This is a genomic window from Pseudomonas sp. AC211, from assembly GCF_979258055.1.
This window is the reverse complement of sequence record NZ_OZ409830.1, coordinates 3,403,221-3,426,252: the sequence shown is the minus strand read 5'-3', so window position 1 is coordinate 3,426,252 and position 23,032 is coordinate 3,403,221. Positions and strand designations below refer to the sequence as shown.

The following is a 23,032-nucleotide window of genomic DNA, read 5'->3' as shown; positions in this document are numbered from 1 at the left end:
GCGATTGCGCAGCGAACTCGGTTTATTTAACGGTGATAGGGCAGTCGAACAGCTCGGCCGGCGCGACTTCTGGTTCCCATGGGCGGTGATAGGCCATCAGCAACTCGCCCGTGCCTGCCGAGGTGGCCTGAAAACGCCAGGTCGACACGCCCGCGCTGCCGACGATGCCGGCGTCTTCCGGGTTGCTGTAAACCTCTGGGCCAAGGCTGCGCAGCACGTTGGCGGCGGCATCTTTGGTTTGCCAGCGAAAGCCGGTGGTGGGGTTGCTGCTCAGGGTCACGATCAATTGCTGGCCGGGACGCAAGGTCGCCGGGCAGTCGCTCGACTTATCCACCTGGACGGCAACATTTTTGCCAGGTTGTTGGGCGCAGGCAGCGAGCAGAGCGATGCCGATCGGGAGAAGCAGGCGTGCAGCGGTCATGAATTGATCCTGTCCAAGGGGCGATGAGTGGCGGCAAGCATAGCGCCAAATTATGGCGCTATGCCTGGCAAACCTCCGCCATTTCCGGCCACTTCGATTCCAAAACTGGAGGCTTCAAGGTCACCGTCACAGCAAAAACTCTAAATCCCCACCTGCGCGGGGATGACGGTGCTTTGCGCTATCCGTGCACTCCAAACGTGCAGTTGTTTAGAAAAGCACCTTCGCCACATCGGTAAAGCGCTTGGCGAAGTGCACGGTGATGCCTTCTTTCAAATACTCCGGCAATTCGGTGAAGTCGCCCCGGTTGGCTTCCGGAAGAATCAGCTCGTAGATTTTCTGGCGCCGCGCGGCGATCACTTTTTCGCGTACGCCGCCGATGGGCAGTACATGGCCGGTCAGGGTCAGCTCGCCGGTCATGGCCACGCCTTTTTTCGGCGCCTGGTTGCGCGCGAGCGAGAGCAGGGCGCTGGCCATGGTCACGCCGGCGCTGGGGCCATCCTTTGGCGTAGCGCCTTCCGGCACGTGCAGGTGAACGAAAGCTTGGTCGAAGAAGGTCGGGTCGCCACGAAATTCCTTCAGGTGCGAACTGACGTAGCTGTACGCAATCTCGGCCGACTCTTTCATCACTTCGCCCAGTTGGCCGGTCAGCTTGAAGCCGCGGTTGAGCGTGTGAATGCGCGTCGCTTCAATCGGCAAGGTGGCGCCGCCCATGCTGGTCCAGGCCAGGCCGGTGATAACGCCAACGCCCGCCAACAGTTGCTCGCGGCGAAACAACGGCATCCCCAAGTAGCCTTCCAAATCTTTCGGGCCGATTTTCAGCTTGCTGTCTGGGTCGCCGAGCAGTTTCACCACAGCCTTGCGCACCACTTTGCCCAGCTGTTTTTCCAACTGCCGAACCCCGGCCTCGCGGGCATAGCCTTCAATCACTGCCTTGAGCGCGTTGTCGCTGATGCTCAGGCGGTGTTTGGGTACGCCGGCCTTTTCCAATTGCTTGGGCCACAGGTGGCGTTTGGCGATGGCAAATTTTTCTTCGGCGATATAGCCGGCCAGGCGAATGACTTCCATCCGGTCGAGCAACGGCCCGGGGATGGAATCCAAGGTATTGGCGGTGCACACGAACAGCACCTTGGACAAGTCCAGGCGCAGGTCCAGGTAGTGGTCGAGGAATTCGGCGTTCTGCTCCGGGTCCAGGGTTTCCAGCAGCGCCGAGGCCGGGTCGCCTTGGTGGCTGGCGCCGAGCTTGTCGATTTCGTCGAGCATGATCACCGGGTTCATCACTTCGACGTCTTTCAAGGCCTGCACCAATTTGCCGGGCAGGGCGCCGATGTAGGTGCGGCGATGGCCTTTGATTTCTGCTTCGTCGCGCATGCCGCCGACGCTGAAGCGGTAGAACGGACGCCCCAGGGTTTCGGCGATAGATTTGCCGATACTGGTTTTGCCCACGCCCGGCGGCCCGACGAGCAAGACGATGGAGCCGGAAATCTCGCCCTTGAACGCACCAACGGCGAGAAACTCGAGAATCCGCTCTTTAATGTCATCCAGCCCGGAATGCTGGGCGTCGAGCACCTGCTTGGCGTGTTGCAAGTCGAGCTTGTCTTTGCCGTGTACGCCCCAGGGAATGTTGGTCGCCCAGTCGAGGTAATTGCGCGTCACCGCATATTCCGGTGAGCCGGTTTCCAAAATCGACAGTTTGTTCAGCTCTTCCTCAATGCGCTTTTTCGCCTGCTCCGGCAGGGTTTTGCCTTCCAGGCGCTGCTCGAATTGTTCCAGGTCGGCGCTGCGGTCGTCTTTGGTCAGCCCCAGCTCCTGCTGAATCAGCTTGAGCTGCTCCTTGAGGAAGAACTCGCGCTGATGCTCGCCAATGGTGCGGTTCACCTCAGCCGACAGTTCGCTTTGCAGGCGCGCCACTTCCACTTCCTTGCGCAGCATCGGCAGCACTTTTTCCATGCGTTCCAGTACGGGCACGGTGTCGAGCACATCTTGCAGCTCTTTAGGCGTGGCGGTGGTAAGCGCGGCGGCAAAGTCGGTGAGCGGCGATGGCTGGTTAGGGCTGAAGCGGTTCAGGTAGTTCTTCAACTCTTCGCTGTACAGCGGGTTGAGCGGCAGCAATTCTTTGATCGCGTTGATCAGCGCCATGCCATACGCCTTCACCTCATCGCGGCGGTCATCGGCACTCGGTGGGTACTCCACTTCCGCCAAGTAGGGCGGACGATGCCGTTTCAGCCAGCCGCGAATCTTCACCCGTTGCATGCCTTGGGCTACGAATTGCAGCTTGCCGTCGACGCGGCTGGCCTGGTGAATTTTCACCAGCGTGCCGTGCTCGGGAAGGCTGTCGGTATTGAAATGGCGCGGGTCGGTCACCGGTTCGTCGACGTAGAACAGCGCCAGGCTGTGGTGGTCGGTTTTGCCGACCAGCTCCAGCGTTTCGGTCCAGTGTTCTTCGTTGACGATCACCGGCAACACCTGGGCCGGGAAGAACGGGCGGTTATGAATAGGAATAACGTAAAGCCGTTCAGGCGGGCGCACGTTGGGCAACGCCAGGGCGTGGGGAAGGTGCAGGCCCTCGGGCATTTGCGTTTCGTCGTCGTCGATATCAGTAACGTGGTCGTTCATGCGGCACCTGTGATCACTACATGACTAGGTAGATGGGTCGGACGGGTAACTAATTCAATGGCGCGCGTTGATTGACAAGCGAAGCGGCTCGATTTTGCGCCTGGGCAGCGCACCCATAAGTTGCTGCAGGCCCCGGAAAAAGCCAGCTTGCGTGGCATTCACCCGTCGGTTGCGGCTGGGAAAAATGGCCCGTTCACGTACCATGCGCGCCTCATTTCGACCCGCCTTGCGCCATGCTTGAAGCTCGCCTGCTCCGTCTCGACGACCAAACCCATGAACACGCTCACGACCACCATCAACTGGTGTTGTCGCTGGCTGGCCGTGCGGAATTCGAGGTGAACGGGCGTGGCGGTGAGGTGTGCCGGATGCGCGCGTGCCTGGTGCCGGGCGATGCCGAGCATCAGTTCGCCGGCGTCGGCGACAACCGCATGTTGATCATTGATCTGGATGAACAGGGTAGTTCCGCCGACGACCTGGAACTGCTCGCCCGTCTGTTCGACATGCCGCGTTACCCCGCGCTGGATGCCGACTTCCAAAACCTGCTCAGCTACGCCGGCGCCGAACTGGCGCGCTATGGCAGCGATACGCAGTTGGCGCGCTCCTTGAGTGGTGTGCTGCTGCGCGCCTTGCACGTGCGGCTGTTTGGCGAGCGCAACGAGCGGGCGCCCGGCCCGTTGAACGTCGAGCGGCTCGACGCCTATATCGACCAACACCTGGCCCGGCGCATCAGCGTGGCGGAACTGGCCCACGTCGCGTGCTTGAGCCCCAGCCATTTCCACGCGCAGTTCAAAGACAGCCTCGGCCTCACGCCGCACCAGTACCTGCTGAAAATTCGCCTCGACCGCGCCTCGCGCTTGTTGCGTGAAAGCAGCCTGCCGCTGATTCGCATCGCCGAAGAGTGCGGTTTCTCCAGCCAGAGCGCGCTCACCACCGCCATGCGCCGCTATTTGGGCCTCACGCCGAAACGTCTGCGCGGCGAGCCGTAGCGCTGATTGCCAGCAATACTGGGCCTCGCCCATTTCCCGTCTATATTTCCTACATGCGGCCGCCGGCTGACGCCTTTCTGTGGTGGTGGCACATTGCCGCTTTTTTGCAGGTGAAGTTCTCGTGTAACTCCGTTAGGCTGCTGGTCAGCGCGTTGATGGTGACGGGGTAAAGCGCTCTAAACCGCCGTATCGCCTCAGACTTCAAGGCCACACACACAAGGTAGTAGCTATGCCCGAATCGCGTCGCTTGGCCCAGGTTGTTCGCAGGTGTTCGTCATGGCTGTCACTCGCCGCAGTGTGTGTGGTGTTCACCAGTTGCTCGGTCGGCGCGGCGCCGTTTCAAGCCAGCTTTGTGGATGCGCAGGGCAAACCGCTCGAAGGCGCGGTGATCACGCTGCAAGGCCCTACCGATGCGGCCTTACCGGCCCAGACGGCGATCATGGATCAGGTGCAAAAACAGTTCGCGCCATCGGTGCTCGCGGTTCACACCAGTACCAAAGTTACCTTCCCCAACAGCGACAACATTCGCCACCACGTCTATTCGTTCTCGCCGGCCAAGCGCTTCGAGCTGCGGTTGTACGAAGGCACGCCGTCCGAGCCGATTACCTTCGACAAACCGGGCGTGGTGGTGCTGGGCTGCAACATTCACGACTGGATGATCGGCTACATCTATGTCACCGATGACCCCTGGTTTGCCGCCAGCGACGCCGCCGGCAAGGTGCGCCTCGACCTGCCTGCCGGCCATTACAATGTCACGCTCTGGCACCCGAAAGCGCCCGATCTATTGCCGCAAAAGGGCGGCGAACTGACCCTCGGCGACGCTGGCAGCACTCAGCAATACGCGATAAACGTGGGCGCGGCGGCGGATACTTCGGTGCCCGCGCCAGCACCCAAGCCGTCGGCATTTGGCAACGCATTCAAGAAGGCAGCGAGTGAAACTCAGCAATAGCTTCCAATCGCGCATTGCCGGTGTCCTGATCCTGCTGTTGTTGGTGGTGATCGGCACGCTGTACTTCGCCGTAAAAGTGGCCACCGCCGAAGCGGTTAAAAAAACAGGCTGGGGAACAGCTTGAAGTGGGCGTGCGGGTGTTCGAGCGTTTGATGGACATGCGCAGCCGGCAAATTCGTGACGCGGTGCAGGTGCTGTCCTCCGACTTCGGCTTCAAAGACGCAGTGGCCAGCGGCGATAACGCCACCATCCGCTCTGTGCTGGCCAATCATGGTGGCCGCATCGATGCCACTGAAGTGCTGCTGCTCGGCCTCGACGGCACCATCACGGCCACCGCCAGCAGCCTGGCAGCGCCGGCCCAGATCCGTTTCCCGAAGGCGCGCTGTTTCGCTACGCCACCGAACTGGCCGAGGCGCGGCGTAATGGGCAGTCGGCGCTAATCGTGTCGATCAACCACGAGCCGCATCTATTGGTTGAAACCCAGATTCTCGCGCCCATTCCGATCGCCCGTGTGGTCATGGGCTTTCGCATGGACGAAGCGCTGGCGGCTGAGCTGCGCGCGCTGACCAACCTCGACGTGTCGTTCCTGGCCATTGAAGACGGTTCCCCCGGCCGCCTGATCAGCACGCTGAGTGCGGCGCAGGAAACCGAAATGATGTCCTCGAACCTGCAGCTGGAACGCACCACCACGCTGAAGGAATTCGAGTTTTCCGGGCAGCGGTACCTGAACGAGCAACTGGTGCTGGCCACCGGCAGCCACTACCAAGTGCAAGCGTTTTTACACAGTTCGCTGGATCAGGCGCTGGTCGCCTTCAAGCCGCTGGATCAGCGCGTGCTGCTGATTGCGGTCTGTGCGCTTATTGCCTCGCTGGCCGGCGCCTTGTTATTGGCGCGCAGCATTTCACGTCCGGTTCGTGAGCTGGCGCGGGTGGCCGAGCGAGTCGGGCAGGGGGACTACCAGGGCACCCTGGATTTGCACCGCAGCGATGAGCTGGGTGTGCTGGCCAAAACCTTTCAGCAAATGCAGACCGACCTCGCCGAGCGCGAACGGCAACTCGCCTACAACGCCTTGCACGACGGCCTGACCGGCTTGCCCAATCGCACCCTGGCCATCGAGCGGCTTGGCAGTTCGATTACCGCCGAGCGCCCGGTGGCGTTGCTGAACCTGGGCATCGGCAATATCCGTTCGGTCAACGAAACCTGCGGTGCCGGCGGCAGCGACCTCGCCTTGCAACAAGTCAGCCGCCGTCTGCAAGCGGTGCTGCGCCCGGGCGACAGCCTGGCGCGGCTATTAGCCGATGAGTTCCTGTTGATGGTCGATGGCAGCGACCGCGACAGCGCCGTGGCCACCGCCGACCAGTTGCAGCAGTTGCTGATCAAGCCCTTGCGGGTCGGCAGCCATGACATTGCCCTCGATTGCGCCATTGGCATCGCCGTTTACCCGGACGATGGCGCCACGCCCGACGAGCTGCTGCGCCGCGCCAACCTCGCCATGCGCGACGCCGCCACCGCGCCGGGCCGCTTGCAGCTGTACCAGCACGGCCGCGAAGACGACCACGAGCGCCAGATCACCCTGATCCGCGACTTGCGCCGAGCGGCCGAAGCCGGCGAGCTGGTGCTGCATTACCAGCCCAAGCTCAACATCAAAGAGGGCCATGTGCGCCAAGCCGAAGCGCTGTTGCGGTGGCAGCATCCGCAATACGGCATGGTTTCGCCAGGCGAGTTCATTCCGCTGGCCGAGCGCACCGGCAGTATTCAGGGCCTTACCGCCTGGGTAATCGAAGACGTGCTGCGGCAACTGCGGGAATGGAACCAGCGCGGGCTGCGGGTGTTGATGTCGTTAAACATTTCCGCTGAAGACCTGCACGACATCGGCCTGGCCACCCGTGTCAGCCGTTTGCTGGCGCATTACGCGGTACCGGCCGAGCAACTGATTTTCGAAATCACCGAAAGCGCCGTCATGGCCAACCCCGACATTGCCCTGAAAGTGCTGCACAGCCTGCGCGCCTGCGGCATCAGCTTGTCGGTCGACGATTTCGGCACCGGCTATTCCTCGCTTGCCCAGCTCAAACGCATGCCCGTACAGGAATTGAAGATCGACCAATCGTTTGTGCGCGAACTGGACGATGCCAGCGAAGACTCGGTGATCGTTCGTTCCACCATCGAAATGAGCCACAGCCTGGGCCTGAAAGTGGTGGCCGAAGGCGTCGAATTCGAGCGCAGCCTGCGCCTGCTGCAAAAATGGAAGTGCGACACCGCCCAGGGCTATCTCATCAGCCGGCCGCTCACGGCCAGCGCGTTCGAGGCCTGGGTCGCACAGCCGTTACACGCCAACCTGGCGATGGCGCATTAGATCTGCACAGGGATGAGCCAATGATTAAAACCGTGAGCGCGCTGACCCTGGGGCTCAGCCTGACATTCGGCACCAGTCTGGTGCTGGCCGACAACGGCCGCCTGCTCGCCACCGGCGGTGCCAGCAGCATCGACGGCGCGGCCGGCGGCGGCATTACGCCCTGGGCCGTGCTGGCCGGCTATGGCGAGCAGGGCGAGTGGGGCGGCAATGCCTTTGTCACCCGCGTGGAAACCGGCGACTACCGGCTCGATGTAGCGGGCGGCGCGGTGTCGTACGGCAACCGCATCGAGCTCTCCTACGCCCGTCAACGCTTTGATCTCGGCACGTTGGCGCGCGACCTGAACCTGCCGGAAAACACCCTGAGCCAAGACATCTTCGGCCTTAAGGTTCGCCTGTTCGGCGACCTGATGTACGACCAGTTGCCGCAGGTTTCCCTGGGCATCGAACACAAACGGCAGAAAGACTTTCTGGTGCCCAGCCTGGTTGGCGCCGCCCGCGACGAAGACACCGAAGGCTATATCACCGCCAGTCGCCTGTTCCTCGGCGGCGCGTTTGGCTACAACCTGCTGGTTAACGGCGGCCTGCGCTACAGCCGGGCGAACGAGTTGGGCTTGCTGGGCTTTGGCGGTGACCGGCGCGATGAGCGCAGCGTGCTTAAAGAAGGATCGGTCGCGGTGCTGTTCAACCCCCGCTGGGCGCTGGGCGTGGAATACCGTGAGAAGCCCGACAACCTGTCCTTTGCCGGCGAAAGCGATTGGGCAGACGTGTTTATCGGTTACTTCCCCAACAAGCACCTTTCCGTGGTGCTGGCCTACGCCCGCTTGGGCGAGATCGCCACGCTGGACAACCAGGACGGCGCTTACTTGTCCATCCAGGGGAGCTTTTAGCATGCGCCTGCTACTCAGCCTGATGCTGGTGCTGCTCGCCGCCTGCGCCCAGCAACCGCCCACCGATGACAGCCTCTACCGGGAGCTGGGTGAGCGCGAAGGCATTACTCGCATCGTCGAAGGCATGTTGCTCAACATTGCCAAAGACCCGCGCATCGTTGAGCATTTCGCCAACGTCGATATCGAGCGCCTGCGCGACAAGTTGGTCGAGCAGTTCTGCGTGCAAGCCGGCGGCCCCTGCAGTTACACCGGCGACACCATGGAAGAAAGCCACAAAGGCCAGAACCTGACCCGCAGCGACTTCAACGCCCTGGTTGAAGACCTGCAAGACGCCATGGCCAAAGAGGGCGTGCCGCAGCGGGCGCAGAATCGGTTGCTGGCGCGGCTGGCCGCGATGCGCGGGCAGGTGATTGAGCGGTAGGGGCCAAGGAGACGTTTTTATAGGAGCGACCTTGGTCGCGAACCCTGGAAACGCTGGTCGCCGAGGTTTGCAGGGTTCGCTAGCCAGCTAGCTCCTACAGGGCATCGCATCATCATTAGCCGAAGTTCCCGCCCCCGGAGTTTTCAACAAAAACTCCAGAGTTTTTAATAAGAACCCCGTCGCACTAAGCCTCTACATTCCGTGCTCCGCTTTTCCGCCCCTACTGTCCGAATGTTCACATTGCCCGGGGGCTTGCACTAAACCCAATAAAGCGTCGAGCGTTTCCTACGGACGGATGCCGTACTGGTTTTCATCGCCGGGCCTGGCCCGTGCGATGTTTGCGACAGGCGCCACAAGCGCCATCGGGTTTTACAGCAATTGAAAAAACCAACGCCGAAGGCGGGCTATCCCCAGCTTTCGCATAACAACAAATAAGAGAGACCTTTCTTATGACTGCCAGCACTCCCATGCTGATCACCTTTGTGGTGTACATCGCCGCCATGGTCATGATCGGCCTGTTCGCCTACCTGCGTACCAAAAACCTCTCCGACTACATTCTCGGCGGCCGTAGCCTCGGCAGTTTCGTTACGGCGTTGTCCGCCGGTGCTTCGGACATGTCCGGCTGGCTGCTCATGGGCCTGCCAGGCGCGGTGTACATGTCCGGCCTGTCGGAAAGCTGGATCGCCATCGGCCTGATCATCGGTGCCTACCTCAACTGGCTGTTCGTGGCTGGTCGTCTGCGCGTGCAAACCGAGCACAACGGCAACGCCCTGACCCTGCCGGACTACTTCACCAACCGTTTCGAAGACACCAGCAAGGTGCTGCGCATTTTCTCGGCGCTGGTCATTCTGCTGTTCTTCACCATCTATTGCGCTTCGGGCGTGGTAGCCGGTGCGCGGCTGTTTGAAAGCACATTCGGCATGAGCTACGAAACGGCGCTGTGGGCCGGTGCTGTGGCGACCATTGCTTACACCTTCATCGGTGGTTTCCTGGCAGTGAGCTGGACGGACACCGTGCAGGCGTCGCTGATGATCTTCGCCCTGATCCTCACGCCCATCGTGGTCATGCTGGCTACCGGCGGTATCGACCCCACCTTCGCCGCCATTGAGCTGAAAGACTCCACCAGCTTCGACATGCTCAAAGGCGCGAGCTTTATCGGCGTGATTTCGCTGATGGGCTGGGGCCTGGGCTATTTCGGTCAGCCGCACATTCTGGCGCGCTTCATGGCCGCTGACTCGGTGAAGTCGATTGCCACGGCCCGTCGTATTTCCATGACCTGGATGGTGCTGTGCCTGGGCGGCGCGGTCGCCGTGGGCTTCTTCGGTATCGCTTACTTCTCGGCGCACCCGGAAGTCGCTGGCGCCGTCACCGAGAACCCGGAGCGCGTGTTTATCGAACTGGCGAAAATCCTCTTCAACCCGTGGGTGGCCGGTGTGCTGCTGTCGGCCATTCTGGCTGCGGTGATGAGCACCTTGAGCTGCCAATTGCTGGTGTGCTCCAGCGCCCTGACCGAAGACTTCTACAAATCCTTCCTGCGTAAAAACGCCTCGCAAGTGGAGCTGGTCTGGGTCGGCCGCGCCATGGTGCTGCTGGTTGCCATCGTGGCCATCGCCATCGCGGCTAACCCGGAAAGCAAAGTATTGGGCCTGGTTTCCTACGCTTGGGCCGGCTTCGGCGCGGCGTTCGGGCCAGTGGTGCTGATTTCCCTGACCTGGAAAAACATGACCCGCAACGGCGCGCTCGCCGGCATGTTGGTCGGTGCCCTGACCGTGATCCTGTGGAAAAACTTCCTCAACGATCTGGGCCTGTACGAAATCATTCCGGGCTTTATCTTCGCCTCCATCGCCATTCTGGTGTTCAGCAAGATTGGCCATGGCCCGACGCCGACTATGTTGGCGCGCTTCGATAAGGCCGAGCAGGAATATCAGGACGCCTGATTACGTTTTTAGTGCTTTTTGCCGGCTCCTAGTGAGCCGGTTTTTTTTGCCTGAATTTCAGTAAATCGTCATTCCCGCGCAGGCGGGAATCCAGGCTCGCCGCTAGGACGCCGATATTCGTAACGCCACAAATGCCGTTTTGAATCCCCGCGCCCATCAGCAACTTAGAACACATTTATCTAAAACTCTCAGGCCCTAAGCCGGTCTGCTTCAGTAGCGCAGTGAAAGCGCGCCCCCTTCATCCCCAACGGAAACCCGGTAAGGACTATGTGCGGAATATCTGGAGAGTTACGTTTCAACAATCGCCCCGCCGACCTCGCAGCGGTCGAGCGCATTACCCATCACCTCGCCCCGCGAGGCCCCGATGCCCACGGCTTTCATAGCCAGGGTTCGATCGCGTTGGGCCACCGGCGGCTGAAAATCATGGACCTGGAGGAAGCCTCCGGTCAGCCGATGATCGACAGCCAACTGGGCTTGTCGATGGTCTTCAACGGTGCCATTTACAACTACCCGGAGCTGCGCACCGAGCTGCAAGCGCTGGGCTATCAGTTTTTCTCGACGGCGACACCGAGGTGTTGCTCAAGGGCTACCACGCGTGGGGCGCCGATCTGCTGCCCAAGCTCAACGGCATGTTTGCCTTCGCCATCTGGGAGCGCGACAAGCGCGAGCTCTTCATCGCCCGCGACCGTCTGGGCATCAAGCCGCTGTACCTGTCGCACACCGCCGAGCGCCTGCGTTTTGCCTCCACCTTGCCGGCCTTGCTGCAAGGAGGCGATATCGACAAAACCCTCGACCCGGTCGCCCTCAACCACTACCTGAACTTCCACGCCGTGGTGCCGGCGCCGCGCACGCTGCTGGCCAACGTCAGCAAGCTGCCGCCCGCCACCTGGCTGCGTATCGACGCCAACGGTAAAACCACCCAGCAAACCTGGTGGACCCTGAACTACGGCGCCGCTGCAGACGAACAGGGCTACGGCCTGACGGAATGGCGCGACCTGACGCTGGACAGCCTGCGCGAAGCCGTGGCCATTCGCCAACGCGCGGCCGTGGATGTGGGCGTGCTGCTTCGGGTGGCGTCGATTCCAGCTTGCTGGTGGGCCTGCTGCGTGAAGTGGGCGGAAAACCTGTCGACCTTCTCGATTGGTTTCCAGGACGCCGGCGGCGAGCGCGGCGACGAATTTCAATATTCCGACCTGATCGCCCAGCACTACGGCACCCGCCATCACCAGCTGCGCATTGACGAGCGCGAGATCATCGAGCAACTGCCGGCCGCCTTCCGCGCCATGAGCGAGCCGATGGTCAGCCATGACTGCATCGCCTTCTATCTGCTGTCCCGCGAAGTGGCCAAGCACTGCAAGGTGGTGCAGAGCGGGCAGGGCGCCGATGAGCTGTTCGCCGGTTACCACTGGTACCCGCTGGTGGACGGTGCGGCCGACCCGTATGCCGCTTATCGCGCGGCCTTTCTGGACCGCACCTACGACGAATACCGCGACACCGTGCAACCCGCCTGGCTGACGGGCGACCGCGCCGGCGATTACGTGCGCGAGCACTTCCAGCGCCCCGGCGCTGAGGCTGCTGTAGACAAAGCGCTGCGTCTGGACAGCACGGTGATGCTGGTCGACGACCCGGTCAAACGCGTGGACAACATGACCATGGCCTGGGGTTTGGAGGCGCGTACGCCGTTTCTGGATTACCGCCTGGTGGAACTGTCGGCGCGCATCCCGGGCGCTTCAAGTTGCCCGATGGCGGCAAGCAGGTGCTCAAGGAGGCAGCCTCGTTTGGTGATTCCCGCAGCCGTTATTGATCGGCCGAAGGGCTATTTCCCGTGCCGGGCCTCAAGCATTTGGAAGGCAACACGCTCGGTTGGGTGCGCGACCTGCTGCTGGACCCCAGCCAGGATCGCGGCCTGTTCAACCCCACCATGCTGGATCAATTACTCACCGACCCCCAAGGCCAACTCACCCCGTTGCGCGGCTCCAAGCTGTGGCAGTTGGCGGCCTTGAACCTGTGGTTAAGCGAGCAGGGCCTGTAACGGGCCCGTGTTTTCGATGGTTTTCAGACGGTCTGTTTTGCAAGGGAATTTTTGTTGATGAAAGGCTATGCCTACAGCCAGCGCCTGTTGCGCGGCCAACCGCCGTCCTATGAGCGCTTGCAGGCGCGTTTTGCCGAAGATGGTGACCAGAACCCGCACCCGCCGCAGGCACTGCATTGCGGCTGGGGAAGGATTCTGATCGGGCACACCTACCCGACGCCTGAACTGCTGGCCAGCGATCTGCTGAACGAAAAACCCGGCGAACGTGACATCGCGTTGTACGTGTCGGCGCCGCATCAAGTGTTGGCGCAGGCGCCGCAGGGTTCGTTCCTTGACCCTCGGACACGTTGCGCCTGTGGTTCACCGACTACCGCCAGGCGCGCCGTGGTTTTCGCGGGTTCAACGTGCGTCGCGCGCAGAGCGTGGAAGACTGGCAAGCGCTGAACAATCTGTATCAGGAACGCGGCATGTTGCCCGTGGACCCGGAGCGCCTGACGCCGCGCGAGGAAGGCGGCCCGGAATACTGGCTGGCCGAAGACGCCGACAGCGGCATGATTATCGGCGGCATGATGGGCCTCAATCATCGCAAAGCCTTCAACGACCCCGACAACGGTTGCGCTTCCTGGTGCCTGGCCGTGTCGCCGCGCTGCACGCGACCGGCGTGGGCGAGGTGCTGGTGCGCCACCTCATCGAGCACTTTATGAGCCGGGGCCTGAGCTACCTCGACTTGTCGGTGCTGCACGACAACCATCAAGCCAAGCGCTTGTACGCCAAGCTGGGTTTCCGCGACCTGGCCACGTTCACGCTCAAGCGCAAGAACGGCATCAACGAAACCCTGTTTCTGAGGCCCTGGGCCGGAAGCGGAGCTAAACCCGTACGCCAAGATCATCGTCGACGAAGCCCGTCGTCGCGGCATCGAGGTGCAGGTGGACGACGCCGAAGCTGGCCTGTTCACCCTCAGCCAGGGCGGGCGGCGCATTCAGCAGCCGCGAGTCGCTGAGCGATTTGACCAGCGCCGTGAGCATGACGCTGTGCCAAGACAAAGTGCTTCACCCACCGCGCCTTGCGCCGTGTGGGCCTGGAGTTGCCGGCCCAGCAGTTGGCCGGCGAGCCTGAAGAGAACGCCGACTTTCTCGCCGAACATGGCCGCGTGGTGGTCAAGCCCGTGGATGGCGAGCAGGGCAAGGGTGTGGCCATCGACTTGCGCAGCGACGAAGAAGTCGAGGCCGCCATCAAGCGCGCCAAGGCGTTCGATAACCGCGTGCTGCTGGAAAGTTTCCACGAAGGCGCCGACCTGCGCATTCTGGTGATCGGCTTTGAAGTGGTGGCCGCTGCTATCCGCCGTCCGGCTGAGGTGATTGGTGATGGACGCCACAGCATCGGCGCTCTGATCGAAGCACAAAGCCGCCGTCGGCAAGCGGCCACGGGCGGTGAAAGCCGTATTCCACTGGATGAAGAAACCCACCGCACCCTGCGCGCCGCCGGTTTCGACTACGACAGCGTGTTGCCCGCCGGCCAACGCTTGGCGGTACGCCGTACAGCTAACCTGCACACGGGCGGCACTCTGGAAGACGTCACCGAGATTCTTCATCCGGTGCTCGCCGATGCCGTGCCGTACGCGCGGCGCGGGCGCTGGATATTCCCGTGGTCGGCCTCGACCTGCTGGTGCCGGCAGCCGATCAGCCCGAGTACGTGTTTATCGAAGCGAACGAGCGCGCCGGCCTGGCCAACCACCAACCGCAGCCGACGGCAGAACGGTTTGATCGACCTGCTGTTTCCGCTTAGCCAGACCGCTGGCTGATCATCCGTCGTCCCCGCGCACGCGGGGATTCAGCAAATGGGTTGGCGCGGCCTTCGCGTCACACCCTGCCATTCTGGATTCCCGCCTGGGCGGGAATGACGTCATTCATAGAAGGAGACCTGAATGAAAAAAGTCCCCGAACCCGACCTCGACTACCTGCGCCGCGTGCTGCTGGAAATGCTCGCTATTCCCAGCCCCACCGGTTTCACCGACACCATCGTGCGCTACGTGGCCGAACGCCTGGAAGAACTCGGCATTCCGTTCGAACTGACCCGTCGAGGCACCATTCGCGCCACCATCAAGGGCAAGCAGAACAGCCCCGACCGCGCGGTATCCACTCACCTGGACACCATCGGCGCCATTGTTCGGCAAGTGCAAGACAACGGTCGTTTGGGCCCGGCACCAGTGGGCTGCTGGTCGAGCCGGTTCGCCGAAGGCAGCCGCGTTAGCGTGTTTACTGAAACCGGCGTATTCCGTGGCAGCGTGTTGCCGCTGATGGCCTCCCGGGCACGCGTTCAACACGGCCATCGACCAGATGCCGATCAGTTGGGACCACGTTGAATTGCGCCTGGATGCTTACAGCAGCACCCGCGCGGACTGCGAGTCGCTGGGCATTAATGTGGGTGACTTCGTGGCCTTCGATCCGCTGCCCGAGTTCACCGAGAGCGGCCATATCAGCGCCCGCCATCTGGACGATAAAGCCGGCACCGCCGCCTTGCTCACCGCGCTCAAAGGGTTGGTCGAAAGCGGCATCGAGCCGGCCATAGACTGCCACCCGCTGTTCACCATCACCGAGGAAGTGGGCTCGGGGGCGGCCGGGGCGTTGCACTGGGATGTGAGCGAGTTCGTCGGCATCGACATCGCGCCGGTAGCGCCGGGGCAACAATCCAGCGAGCACACCGTCAGCGTGGCCATGCAGGATTCCGGCGGGCCGTACGACTATCACTTGTCGCGCCACCCGCTGCGCCTGGCGGAAAAAAACGAAGTGCCGGTGCGCCGCGACCTGTTTCGCTACTACCACAGCGATGCGCAATCGGCCGTTGCGGCGGGCCACGACACCCGCACGGCTCTGCTAGCCTTTGGCTGTGACGCGACCCACGGCTACGAACGTACCCATATCGACAGCCTGGCGGGCCTCAGTCGTTTGCTCAGCGCCTACATCTTGAGCCCGCCGGTATTTGCCAGCGATGCCAAGCCGGGCGGCCAGTCGCTGGAGAATTTCAGCCACCAGATCGAGCACGATGCGCAGATGGAAAGCGACACCCGGGTGCCAACGGTAGAGAGCGTGTTGAACGCGTGAAAACGACACTTGAAGGGCGGCCGGCATAGAGGCAAAGTGCCAGACAAACAAGAGTGGAGCGAACTGACAGCTCTGCCGGAAATTTGCCAGAGGTTTACGGATGCCTCGTGTTTGTTTGGTCTTGCTGCTGTGCCTGTTCGCTGGAGGCTCCTGGGCCAGCGTACGTACGCTTGCCCCGCTTAATCAGGACGACCTGCGCCTGTCGCTGTCGCCTTATGTGGGCTATATCGAAGATCCCAAAGGCATTCTCAGCCTTGAGCAGGTTCTGGCCATTCCCGACGAGGAATTCACCGGCGCCCGCAGCGACCACGTTAATGTCGGCAAAAACGCCTCGGTGTGGTGGTTCAAGGTTCGCTTGCTGAATAGCCGCCCGCACGATCTGGCGGGCTATCTGGAAATCAACTATCCGCTGCTCGACCATATTCAACTCTTCCTCAAAACCGCTGACGGCAAGGTGGCGATCCAGGAAAGCGGTGATCGTTTTGCCTTCTCCCAGCGCCCGGTGCAGGTGCGCAATTTCTGGTTCCCATGGCTCTGCCGCAGGGCGAGAGCACGGTAATTCTGCGTATTGAAAGCACCAGCACGTTGTTCGTGCCGATGTTTTTCAGCACCTACAGCGCCAGCGCCGCCGCTCAGGAAAACCTCATGGGCGTGAACGGCGCCTTCTACGGCGTGCTGTTCGCGATGTTCTGCTACAACCTGTTCCTGTTCTTTTCCCTGCGCGAACGGGCGTACTTCTGGTACCTGGTTTACAACCTCAACATCGGTCTGTTCGCCGCCAGTTTCGACGGCATGTTGTTCAAGCTGATGCCCAACCTGATCGAGCTGCAATCGGTGAGCATCTATGTGCTGATGTTCCTGCACAGCTTCAGCGCCACTCAGTTCAGCCGTCACTTCCTGCACACCGCGCAGTTCTCGCCCCGGCTGGACCGTGGCCTGCAATACCTGATGGCGCTGATTTTGTGTTGCATGGCCTCGGTGGCGGTGATCGGCCTGCAAGCCTGGAACATTCTGGCCAGCCTCACGGTGCTGTCGGTGTCGTTTATTTTGTTGGTCAGCGGCGTGTACATCTGGCGCCAAGGCCTGCGCTACGGCTCGTACTACATTCTGGCGTGGGGCATTTTGCTGACCTCGTTTATCGTCGCCACCAGCGGCTCGCTGGGCATCGAAATCTTCGGCATTTATGGCGGCACGATGGTCAAGGTGGGCGTCACCATCGAGTTGATCACGCTTTCCATCGGCCTGGCCGACCGCATCAACCTGCTCACAAGAAGAAGGCTTCCGTTCGCGCCAGGCGGCGGCCAAGTCGGAAATTGAAAACCAGGCCAAGAGCCGTTTCCTGGCCAAGATGAGCCACGAAATTCGCACGCCGCTCAACGGCGTTTTGGGCATGTTGCAACTGCTCAAGGGCACCTCGCTGGACCGCAGCCAACGCTTTTACGTCGACACCATCGCCAGCTCCGGCAGCTCGCTGATGGCGGGTGATCAACGACATCCTCGACTACGCGCGAATCGAGTCCGGCAAGCTGAGCCTGGAAAACATCGAGTTCGATCTCGAAGTGCTGATTTCGGACACCCTGACCCTGTTCACCGCCCAGGCGCTGGAGAAAAACCTGCGCCTGTACGTGAGCCTGGAAACTGGCGTGCCGCAGCGCATCAAAGGCGACCCCACTCGGCTGAAACAGGTGCTAATGAACCTACTGAGCAATTCGCTGAAGTTCACCGCCCAAGGGCATGTGGCCGTCAGCGTGTGCCGGCGCAATAACAGCCTGCTGGGCGATCCGCACCCGATCTTCGCCGTGAGCGACAGCGGCATCGGTATTTCCGGCGATGCACAAACGCAATTGTTCGAATCGTTCTCCCAAGGCGACTCCAGCACCACGCGCCGTTACGGCGGCAGCGGCCTGGGCCTGGCCATCAGCAAAGAGCTGGTGGAAATGATGGGTGGCACGATTGAAGTGCAAAGCACGCCGGGGCAGGGCACGCGCCTGGCATTCGATATCGCCCTGCAAGAAGGTGAGCGCAACGACGACCGACTGCGCCAACTGTTGAAAGGCAAAACCGCGCTGATCACTTCCCTAGACGGCCTTGGCCTTGATGCCCTGAGTCGCTTGCTGGAGCGCTGGGGCATGCGCACCGAACGCTGCCAGAACCCGGAAAAGCTGCAGGCTTATCTGGATGACTTTGCCGTCACGCCGTTGCTCATTCTGGATGGCGCCGTGGCCCGGCAGCGTTGTGCATTGGCTCGACGCCCTGCGCCCGCGCCTGGAAAAGGGCCAACGCATTCTGCTGCTGTGCCCGCCCGAACAATGCCAGCTGTTGCCGCCGAGCAACGGCCCGCGCTTGCTCAACCTCGCCCAACCGTTAGCCATTACGCCGCTGCGCGGAAGCACTGCTGGAGTTTTACCAGGAACGGCGCAGCGAACACCGCCCGCCGCGTGACGAGCAAACGGGCAATAGCGCCTGCATTCTGGTGGTGGAAGACAACCCGGTGAATCAACTGGTGGTGCAGGGCCTGCTGAAAAAGCGCGGCTACGTGGTGCGCGTGGTCGCCAATGGGGTTGAAGCCGTCAAAGACTACAGCCGCGACCCCAGCGCCGTTGATTTGGTCTTGATGGACTGTGAAATGCCGGAAATGGACGGCTTCGAAGCCACGCGGCAAATCCGTCGGCTGGAGAAGCAACAAAACCTGCGCGCCGTGCCCATTGTTGCGCTCACCGCGCATATCCTCGACGAGCACCGCGAGCATGGCGCCCAGGTGGGCATGGACGACTTCCTGAGCAAACCGTTGGACTGTCAGGTGCTGTACGACACCCTTGATCGTTTCCTGGTCGCCAGAGAGCAAACCCCAGCCAGCGAAGAAATTTCGCCGTCTTAATGGGACGGCGTGGAGTGGGTTAACATCGCCGGGCTTTCTGGAGAAGTGCCATGTTGATCCCGCAAGAAATGCTTGAACCCGAGACACTCACACGCCTGATCGAAGATTTCGTCACCCGTGACGGCACCGACAACGGCGACGAAACCCCACTCGACACCCGCGTCGCCCGCGTGCGCCGCGCCCTGGACAAAGGCGAGGCGGTGATTGTTTTCGACGTGGAAAGTGAACAGTGCCAGCTCGCCATGAAGCGCGACGTGCCGAAGGAATGGTTGGAAGAGTGAGCGAAACCACATTCAGCTTTTTACAGAATGCAATTCAGGACGGAATCGCGCGCGGCCCCAACAAGATAATCAACGCGCCCACCACGCAAAACGCCGCGCCGATCCAATCGGTGCTCAGCGGCTGCGCCCGCTCCACCACACCCAACCAGAACAACGACGCCACCATGTAGATGCCGCCATACGCGGCATAGGCGCGCCTGGCATACGCCGCTTCCACGCGGGTGAGCAGTAACGCAAACAGCACCAGGCTGATAAGCCCCGGCGCAATCCACCAGGCGCTTTCCCAGCGCAGCCACGACCAAAGGCGTAGCAGCCGGCAATTTCAAACAGCGCGGCGAGGAAGAACCACAGGTAATTGAGCATGCAGATGCGGCCTTGGCGAGATAGCTGTGCAACGCGCTTTCGCGTTCCCAGGCGCAGCGAACCAGCAGGCCGCCGCTGTCTTGCGGGCTGTGAAAGCCCTGTTCCGATTCCCAGCGAAAGGTGCGGCTGCCGCTCAGCTCGGTTTCCAGGTGTACCACTGCGCTGCCCCAGTACAAGCGCTTGAGCAGCGCCGAACTGCTCGACCCACAAACTCCATTCGTATTCGATGGCCCGGTAGCTGGCGCCGAAATGGATGACTTGCGTCTGGTACAAGCCTTCGCCGAGCTGTGGGGCAAAACGAAAACATGTCGCGGCCAATAAACGGCCAGGCATCGCCGCTGGGCAGGGCTCGCAGTTCACGCCTGTTGATCGCACGACGCACACGCGCCTACTCTGGATCCGTCGACGGCCAGTCGCGGATGCAGCCATAGACGATGGATTCAGACTCCAAGCGGGTACTCCAGACAGCAGGGAATAGGGCGCCGCAGATATTACCAGCGGGTCAGTGTCAGGGGCAGCGACAAATGCTTGGGGCCTAAGAGCATCGCGGCTAATCGCAATGCCGCCCAGCCGCTCTCACAGAACACGAAACCTGTAGGAGCGGCTTTAGCCGCGATGATTTTGAATCCACCCAAACCTTCCGCCCTGCGTCGGGCTCGCCACACACTGCGTGCCCGCGCGCAAATACGGTTGGCGTGGGCGCCATGCTTTTGAGCACTTGCACCGGCACGCCGAGGTAAAGCGAAGCCTTCCGCCGCCCGCCCGGGCACGAACGCAGTGAGCGTGCCGAAGTGGTTGTCGCCCAGGTAAAACACAAACGTGGCGGTGCGGTTCAGCGAGCGCGAACTGAGAATGCGCCCGCCCGCGCCGACGCTTTCGATGCGGTTGTCGCCCGTGCCGGTTTTGCCGCCCAGGGTCATGGCGCTGCTGTCGTCCAGAGTGAAACTGCCGTTCAAGCGCCGTGCGGTGCCCTTGGCCACCACCTGCGCCAGGGCGCCGCGCAAAGCCGTCGCCACCTCGCTGGAGAGCACGCGCTTGCCTTGATCGGGGTTGGTGCTAGTTGCGCTTCGCGGCGTGCCTGCGGCAAAGTGCAGGCCGTCGATGCGCACGGTGGGCTGGCGAATGCCGTCGTTGAGGATGATGCCCATCAGTTCCGCCAACGCAGCGGGGCGATCACCCGAACTACCGATGGCGGTGGCAAGCGACGGCACCAGGTGGTCGAACGGGTAGCCGACGCGCTGCCAGCGCTGGTGGATGTCCAGAAACGCTTCAACCTCCAACATGATGCGAATGCGGCTGTCGCGCGCGCGTTTGTGCCGACTTTTGAACAGCCAGCCATACACTTCCTGGCGCTGGCTGTTACTGGCGGTCACCGCTTCGTTGAAGCTGGCCTGCGGGTGTTGCAGCAGGTAGCCGAGCAGCCACAGTTCCAGCGGGTGCACGCGGGCGATATAGCCTTGGTCGGGCAGGCTGTAGGCGCCGGGGCCGTATTTTTCATACAGCTCGTGAACGCGTGCCGGCCCGATTTCTTCGGCCACCAGGTGCGCGTTGATAAACGTGCCAAAGGTGGCTTCGTCGACATCCGGCATCAGGTAACGGTGCACCGCCGCCAAGCGCGACGCGGTGGGGTGCATGCCGTCGAGAAAAGGTGTCGAGCCGTTCCGTGGCGTTCTTGCGCTGGTACTTGCGCCAGAAGCGCAGCAAAAACACCGTGCCTCGTGGTCGGCAAACCGCCGCAGGTAATCTTGGCGGCGCGGGTCGTGGTCGTCTTTAAGCAATTGCGCGCTGCTGTTGCTGGCTTGGTAGGTGCTGTAGCGCACCACGTCGCGCATCAGGCGAATGAACGGCAGGTTGATCGACTCTTGCAGCGACTCGCGCATGGTCGGGATACGGCCGTTGTCTCTGCGGCGAAGTTGTTAGTGGTGCAGCCCGCCGCCGGTGAAAAACCGTCTGCCAGGGTTGCCGAATAACGCCGCTCCAGGGCGGCGTCGAGCATGGCACTGAGGCTGGGGTCGTTGCCCGCCGCCAGGTAATCGACGGCCCAGCGCGTGAGGTAATCCTGCGCCTGGCACCTCGACCTTGCGCAGCTGCGCCAGGGTTTGGCCGACGAAGCGGCGGTGCAGTTCGTCGATGATTTCCAAATAGGTGGTCAGTACCCGCAGCTTGGCCGTGGAGCCCAATTCCAGCTTGCTGCCCTCGTTGATGTCGAACGGCTGGTCGGTGCTGTCGGTTTGCACCCGCACCCGTGAACCGTCCGGCGTGCGCTCGAAGAGGGTGAAGCTGTAGCGCACTGCTTGCGTGGTTTGCGCGGTCAGCATGGCGGTCGCCAAGCGCCCCGCCTGGGCGGCGAACGCGGGATCGGCCAAGCGCTGCAAATAATCGCTGGCGGCTTGCTGCAGTTGACCGTTAAGGGTCGTGGTGGCGGCGAGGTCGAGGCGGTCGAAGAGGCGTCACAGCGGCTTATTCAGCAGGCTCGAGCAAGCGGCTGCGCGCCACGCTGATGCCTTTGTTGCTTTCCACCACCTGTACGCCGGGCTGGGCGTTGAGGTCGCGCCAGGTGGCGGTGCTGGCCAAGGCAGTATCGCGCAGGGCCGGGTCGACAACGCCGCCACTGGCCAAACTGCGGGATGTGGCTGTCGGTCAGGGCCGCCAACTGGCTGTGGCCCTGGGCCAGGTAATAAGAAGGGCGGCGCTGGGCGATCATCAGCGACAGCACCTGACGCAGAGGCCAGACCGCGTTGCGCCACATCGGCGCTGGCATCGCTCAGCAGGCGGTTCACCTCGGCGAAGTCGGCGCCATACCAAACCCGCAGGCCATCGGCCATGCCATGCACCTCGCCATACCCCGGCGCTGCCGACAGCGGCACGCTGTTGAGGTAGTCGCGCACAATGTTTTGCCGCGCAGGTAATGTCTGCGGTCTGTTCTGGTAGGCGCGCACGCTGGCCGAGGCCATTTGCTTGAGCCTGTCGACGCCGAGAGGGTCAGGCCATCGGGGGAGTGGCGGTACTTTTCCAGTTGCGTGGCCAACGTGCTGCCGCCGGCGGACTGGCCTTGAACGTCGAGCTTTTTGCCGACCTGGGTGATGGCTGCCATCACGAACCGAGGCCAGTCCACAGCCGGGTTGCTCAGCGGCTGCTGCGGGTCGAGCAGGTAGCGGTTTTCGATGAACAGCAGGCTGTTGACCATCAAGGGCGGAATGTCGTTGAAGTGGGCGTACAGCTGTTGCGGGTAGGTGAAGCTGTACAGCGGCGCGCCTCGGCAGTCGGCGATGGCGAGGCCGCTTTGCAGTTTTTCGGGGTAGGGAATAAAAGGCCGTGGCGGCTGTATTCCATCAAGGCGGGCGAAAAGCGCGCTTGCTGCTGGATGAGGTAATCGCGTTTTTGCAGGCGCTCCAGCATGTCTGGCAAATAGGGCGTAGCCCAGGCGTTTGTCGAACGGGCCGTATTCGGGGTAGCGGATGGCGTTGCTCGGGCCTTCAGCCAATTCATAGGTGAGCGTGGCGGCGTAGCGGCTCAGTTCGCGGGATTGAAACCGGGCGGTGGTGGTTTCTTCGTAGACCAGCCAGGCGCCAGCGACCACCAGCAACAACAGCGTTAACCAGAAGGTTCGCCGCACCGCCCGGCGCCAAGGGGAGCGGGTGGCGGGCGTTTTGCGTTGGGCAAAGGAGAAGAAGTCAGGCCGGGCACCGTTTGCTCAGCCGAATTACTGTTCGATTGCCACAATGCGCCCATGCTCAATATTGGCCTTGGCTCTGCGTTGCTCTGCATGGGTGACAGCGTAGACGCTGTTGTCGGCAGCAAAATGCGGTT

9 protein-coding genes and 8 pseudogenes are annotated in these 23,032 nt (G+C 61.9%); 11 read left to right on the top strand and 6 right to left on the bottom strand.

Going from position 1 to position 23,032, the window contains the following annotated elements; all coding sequences use genetic code 11:
* Positions 1–22: 22 nt before the first annotated feature.
* Positions 23–421, bottom strand: a complete 399-nt coding sequence (locus tag ACZZZP_RS16150) for a protease inhibitor I42 family protein (protein ID WP_122493816.1) — start codon at positions 419–421, stop codon at positions 23–25.
* A gap of 207 nt (positions 422–628) precedes the next feature.
* Positions 629–2,992 carry an endopeptidase La gene (lon, locus tag ACZZZP_RS16145; RefSeq protein ID WP_122494726.1) on the bottom strand — a complete coding sequence of 788 codons (2,364 nt, stop codon included), beginning with the start codon at positions 2,990–2,992 and terminating at the stop codon, positions 629–631.
* 275 nt (positions 2,993–3,267) lie between these two features.
* Here lon and ACZZZP_RS16140 point away from each other — a divergent pair, with 275 nt between their 5' ends.
* The 6 genes and pseudogenes from ACZZZP_RS16140 to putP all read left to right on the top strand — a co-directional run bounded on the left by ACZZZP_RS16140 (position 3,268) and on the right by putP (position 10,567).
* Positions 3,268–4,020 carry an AraC family transcriptional regulator gene (locus ACZZZP_RS16140; protein WP_122493815.1) on the top strand — a complete coding sequence of 251 codons (753 nt, stop codon included), beginning with the start codon at positions 3,268–3,270 and terminating at the stop codon, positions 4,018–4,020.
* Between the two features lie 304 nt (positions 4,021–4,324).
* On the top strand, positions 4,325–4,969 hold the full coding sequence (locus ACZZZP_RS16135; RefSeq protein WP_463384731.1) for a methylamine utilization protein: 645 nt from the start codon (positions 4,325–4,327) through the stop codon (positions 4,967–4,969).
* A pseudogene (locus ACZZZP_RS16130) lies at positions 4,953–7,322 on the top strand (putative bifunctional diguanylate cyclase/phosphodiesterase). The gene ACZZZP_RS16135 and the pseudogene ACZZZP_RS16130 overlap by 17 nt, the downstream one beginning before the upstream one ends.
* A 20-nt stretch (positions 7,323–7,342) precedes the next feature.
* Positions 7,343–8,209 (top strand): DUF3034 family protein, encoded by an 867-nt coding sequence (locus ACZZZP_RS16125; RefSeq protein WP_463383443.1) that lies wholly within the window; start codon positions 7,343–7,345, stop codon positions 8,207–8,209.
* Between the two features lies 1 nt (position 8,210).
* On the top strand, positions 8,211–8,630 hold the full coding sequence (locus ACZZZP_RS16120; protein ID WP_463383442.1) for a group I truncated hemoglobin: 420 nt from the start codon (positions 8,211–8,213) through the stop codon (positions 8,628–8,630).
* 449 nt (positions 8,631–9,079) lie between these two features.
* Complete coding sequence (gene putP, locus ACZZZP_RS16115) at positions 9,080–10,567, top strand: sodium/proline symporter PutP (protein ID WP_463383441.1); 1,488 nt, start codon at positions 9,080–9,082, stop codon at positions 10,565–10,567.
* A gap of 288 nt (positions 10,568–10,855) precedes the next feature.
* On the opposite strand, the gene ACZZZP_RS16110 is transcribed toward putP, so the two are convergent.
* A complete protein-coding gene (locus ACZZZP_RS16110; RefSeq protein ID WP_463537001.1) occupies positions 10,856–11,101 on the bottom strand; it encodes a hypothetical protein in 246 nt (81 codons plus the stop codon).
* Between ACZZZP_RS16110 and ACZZZP_RS16105 the strand changes: the two are divergent.
* From ACZZZP_RS16105 to ACZZZP_RS16085, 5 genes and pseudogenes are all read left to right on the top strand, one after another.
* Positions 10,982–12,599, top strand: a pseudogene (locus ACZZZP_RS16105) (N-acetylglutaminylglutamine amidotransferase). The gene ACZZZP_RS16110 and the pseudogene ACZZZP_RS16105 overlap by 120 nt on opposite strands.
* A gap of 57 nt (positions 12,600–12,656) precedes the next feature.
* A pseudogene (gene ngg, locus ACZZZP_RS16100) lies at positions 12,657–14,400 on the top strand (N-acetylglutaminylglutamine synthetase).
* A 123-nt stretch (positions 14,401–14,523) separates the two neighbouring features.
* Positions 14,524–15,700, top strand: a pseudogene (locus ACZZZP_RS16095) (osmoprotectant NAGGN system M42 family peptidase).
* Positions 15,701–15,800: 100 nt separating this feature from the next.
* A pseudogene (locus ACZZZP_RS16090) lies at positions 15,801–18,578 on the top strand (hybrid sensor histidine kinase/response regulator).
* A gap of 50 nt (positions 18,579–18,628) precedes the next feature.
* On the top strand, positions 18,629–18,859 hold the full coding sequence (locus ACZZZP_RS16085; RefSeq protein WP_122493806.1) for a YheU family protein: 231 nt from the start codon (positions 18,629–18,631) through the stop codon (positions 18,857–18,859).
* Positions 18,860–18,893: 34 nt separating this feature from the next.
* Here the strand turns inward: ACZZZP_RS16085 and ACZZZP_RS16080 are convergent.
* The 3 pseudogenes from ACZZZP_RS16080 to ACZZZP_RS16070 form a co-directional block, all read right to left on the bottom strand.
* A pseudogene (locus ACZZZP_RS16080) lies at positions 18,894–19,222 on the bottom strand (YnfA family protein).
* A 38-nt stretch (positions 19,223–19,260) separates the two neighbouring features.
* Positions 19,261–19,673, bottom strand: a pseudogene (locus ACZZZP_RS16075) (hypothetical protein); the annotation flags it as partial.
* Positions 19,674–19,772: 99 nt separating this feature from the next.
* Positions 19,773–22,954 (bottom strand): annotated as a pseudogene (locus ACZZZP_RS16070) (transglycosylase domain-containing protein).
* Positions 22,955–23,032 lie beyond the last annotated feature (78 nt).

Excerpts from the sequence above, each read along its gene's own strand:
- ACZZZP_RS16150 (WP_122493816.1), bottom strand. The coding sequence starts at position 421 with ATGACCGCTGCACGCCTGCTTCTCCCGATCGGCATCGCTCTGCTCGCT.
- lon (WP_122494726.1), bottom strand. The coding sequence starts at position 2,992 with ATGCCCGAGGGCCTGCACCTTCCCCACGCCCTGGCGTTGCCCAACGTG.
- ACZZZP_RS16140 (WP_122493815.1), top strand. The coding sequence starts at position 3,268 with ATGCTTGAAGCTCGCCTGCTCCGTCTCGACGACCAAACCCATGAACAC.
- ACZZZP_RS16125 (WP_463383443.1), top strand. The coding sequence starts at position 7,343 with ATGATTAAAACCGTGAGCGCGCTGACCCTGGGGCTCAGCCTGACATTC.
- ACZZZP_RS16120 (WP_463383442.1), top strand. The coding sequence starts at position 8,211 with ATGCGCCTGCTACTCAGCCTGATGCTGGTGCTGCTCGCCGCCTGCGCC.
- putP (WP_463383441.1), top strand. The coding sequence starts at position 9,080 with ATGACTGCCAGCACTCCCATGCTGATCACCTTTGTGGTGTACATCGCC.
- ACZZZP_RS16085 (WP_122493806.1), top strand. The coding sequence starts at position 18,629 with ATGTTGATCCCGCAAGAAATGCTTGAACCCGAGACACTCACACGCCTG.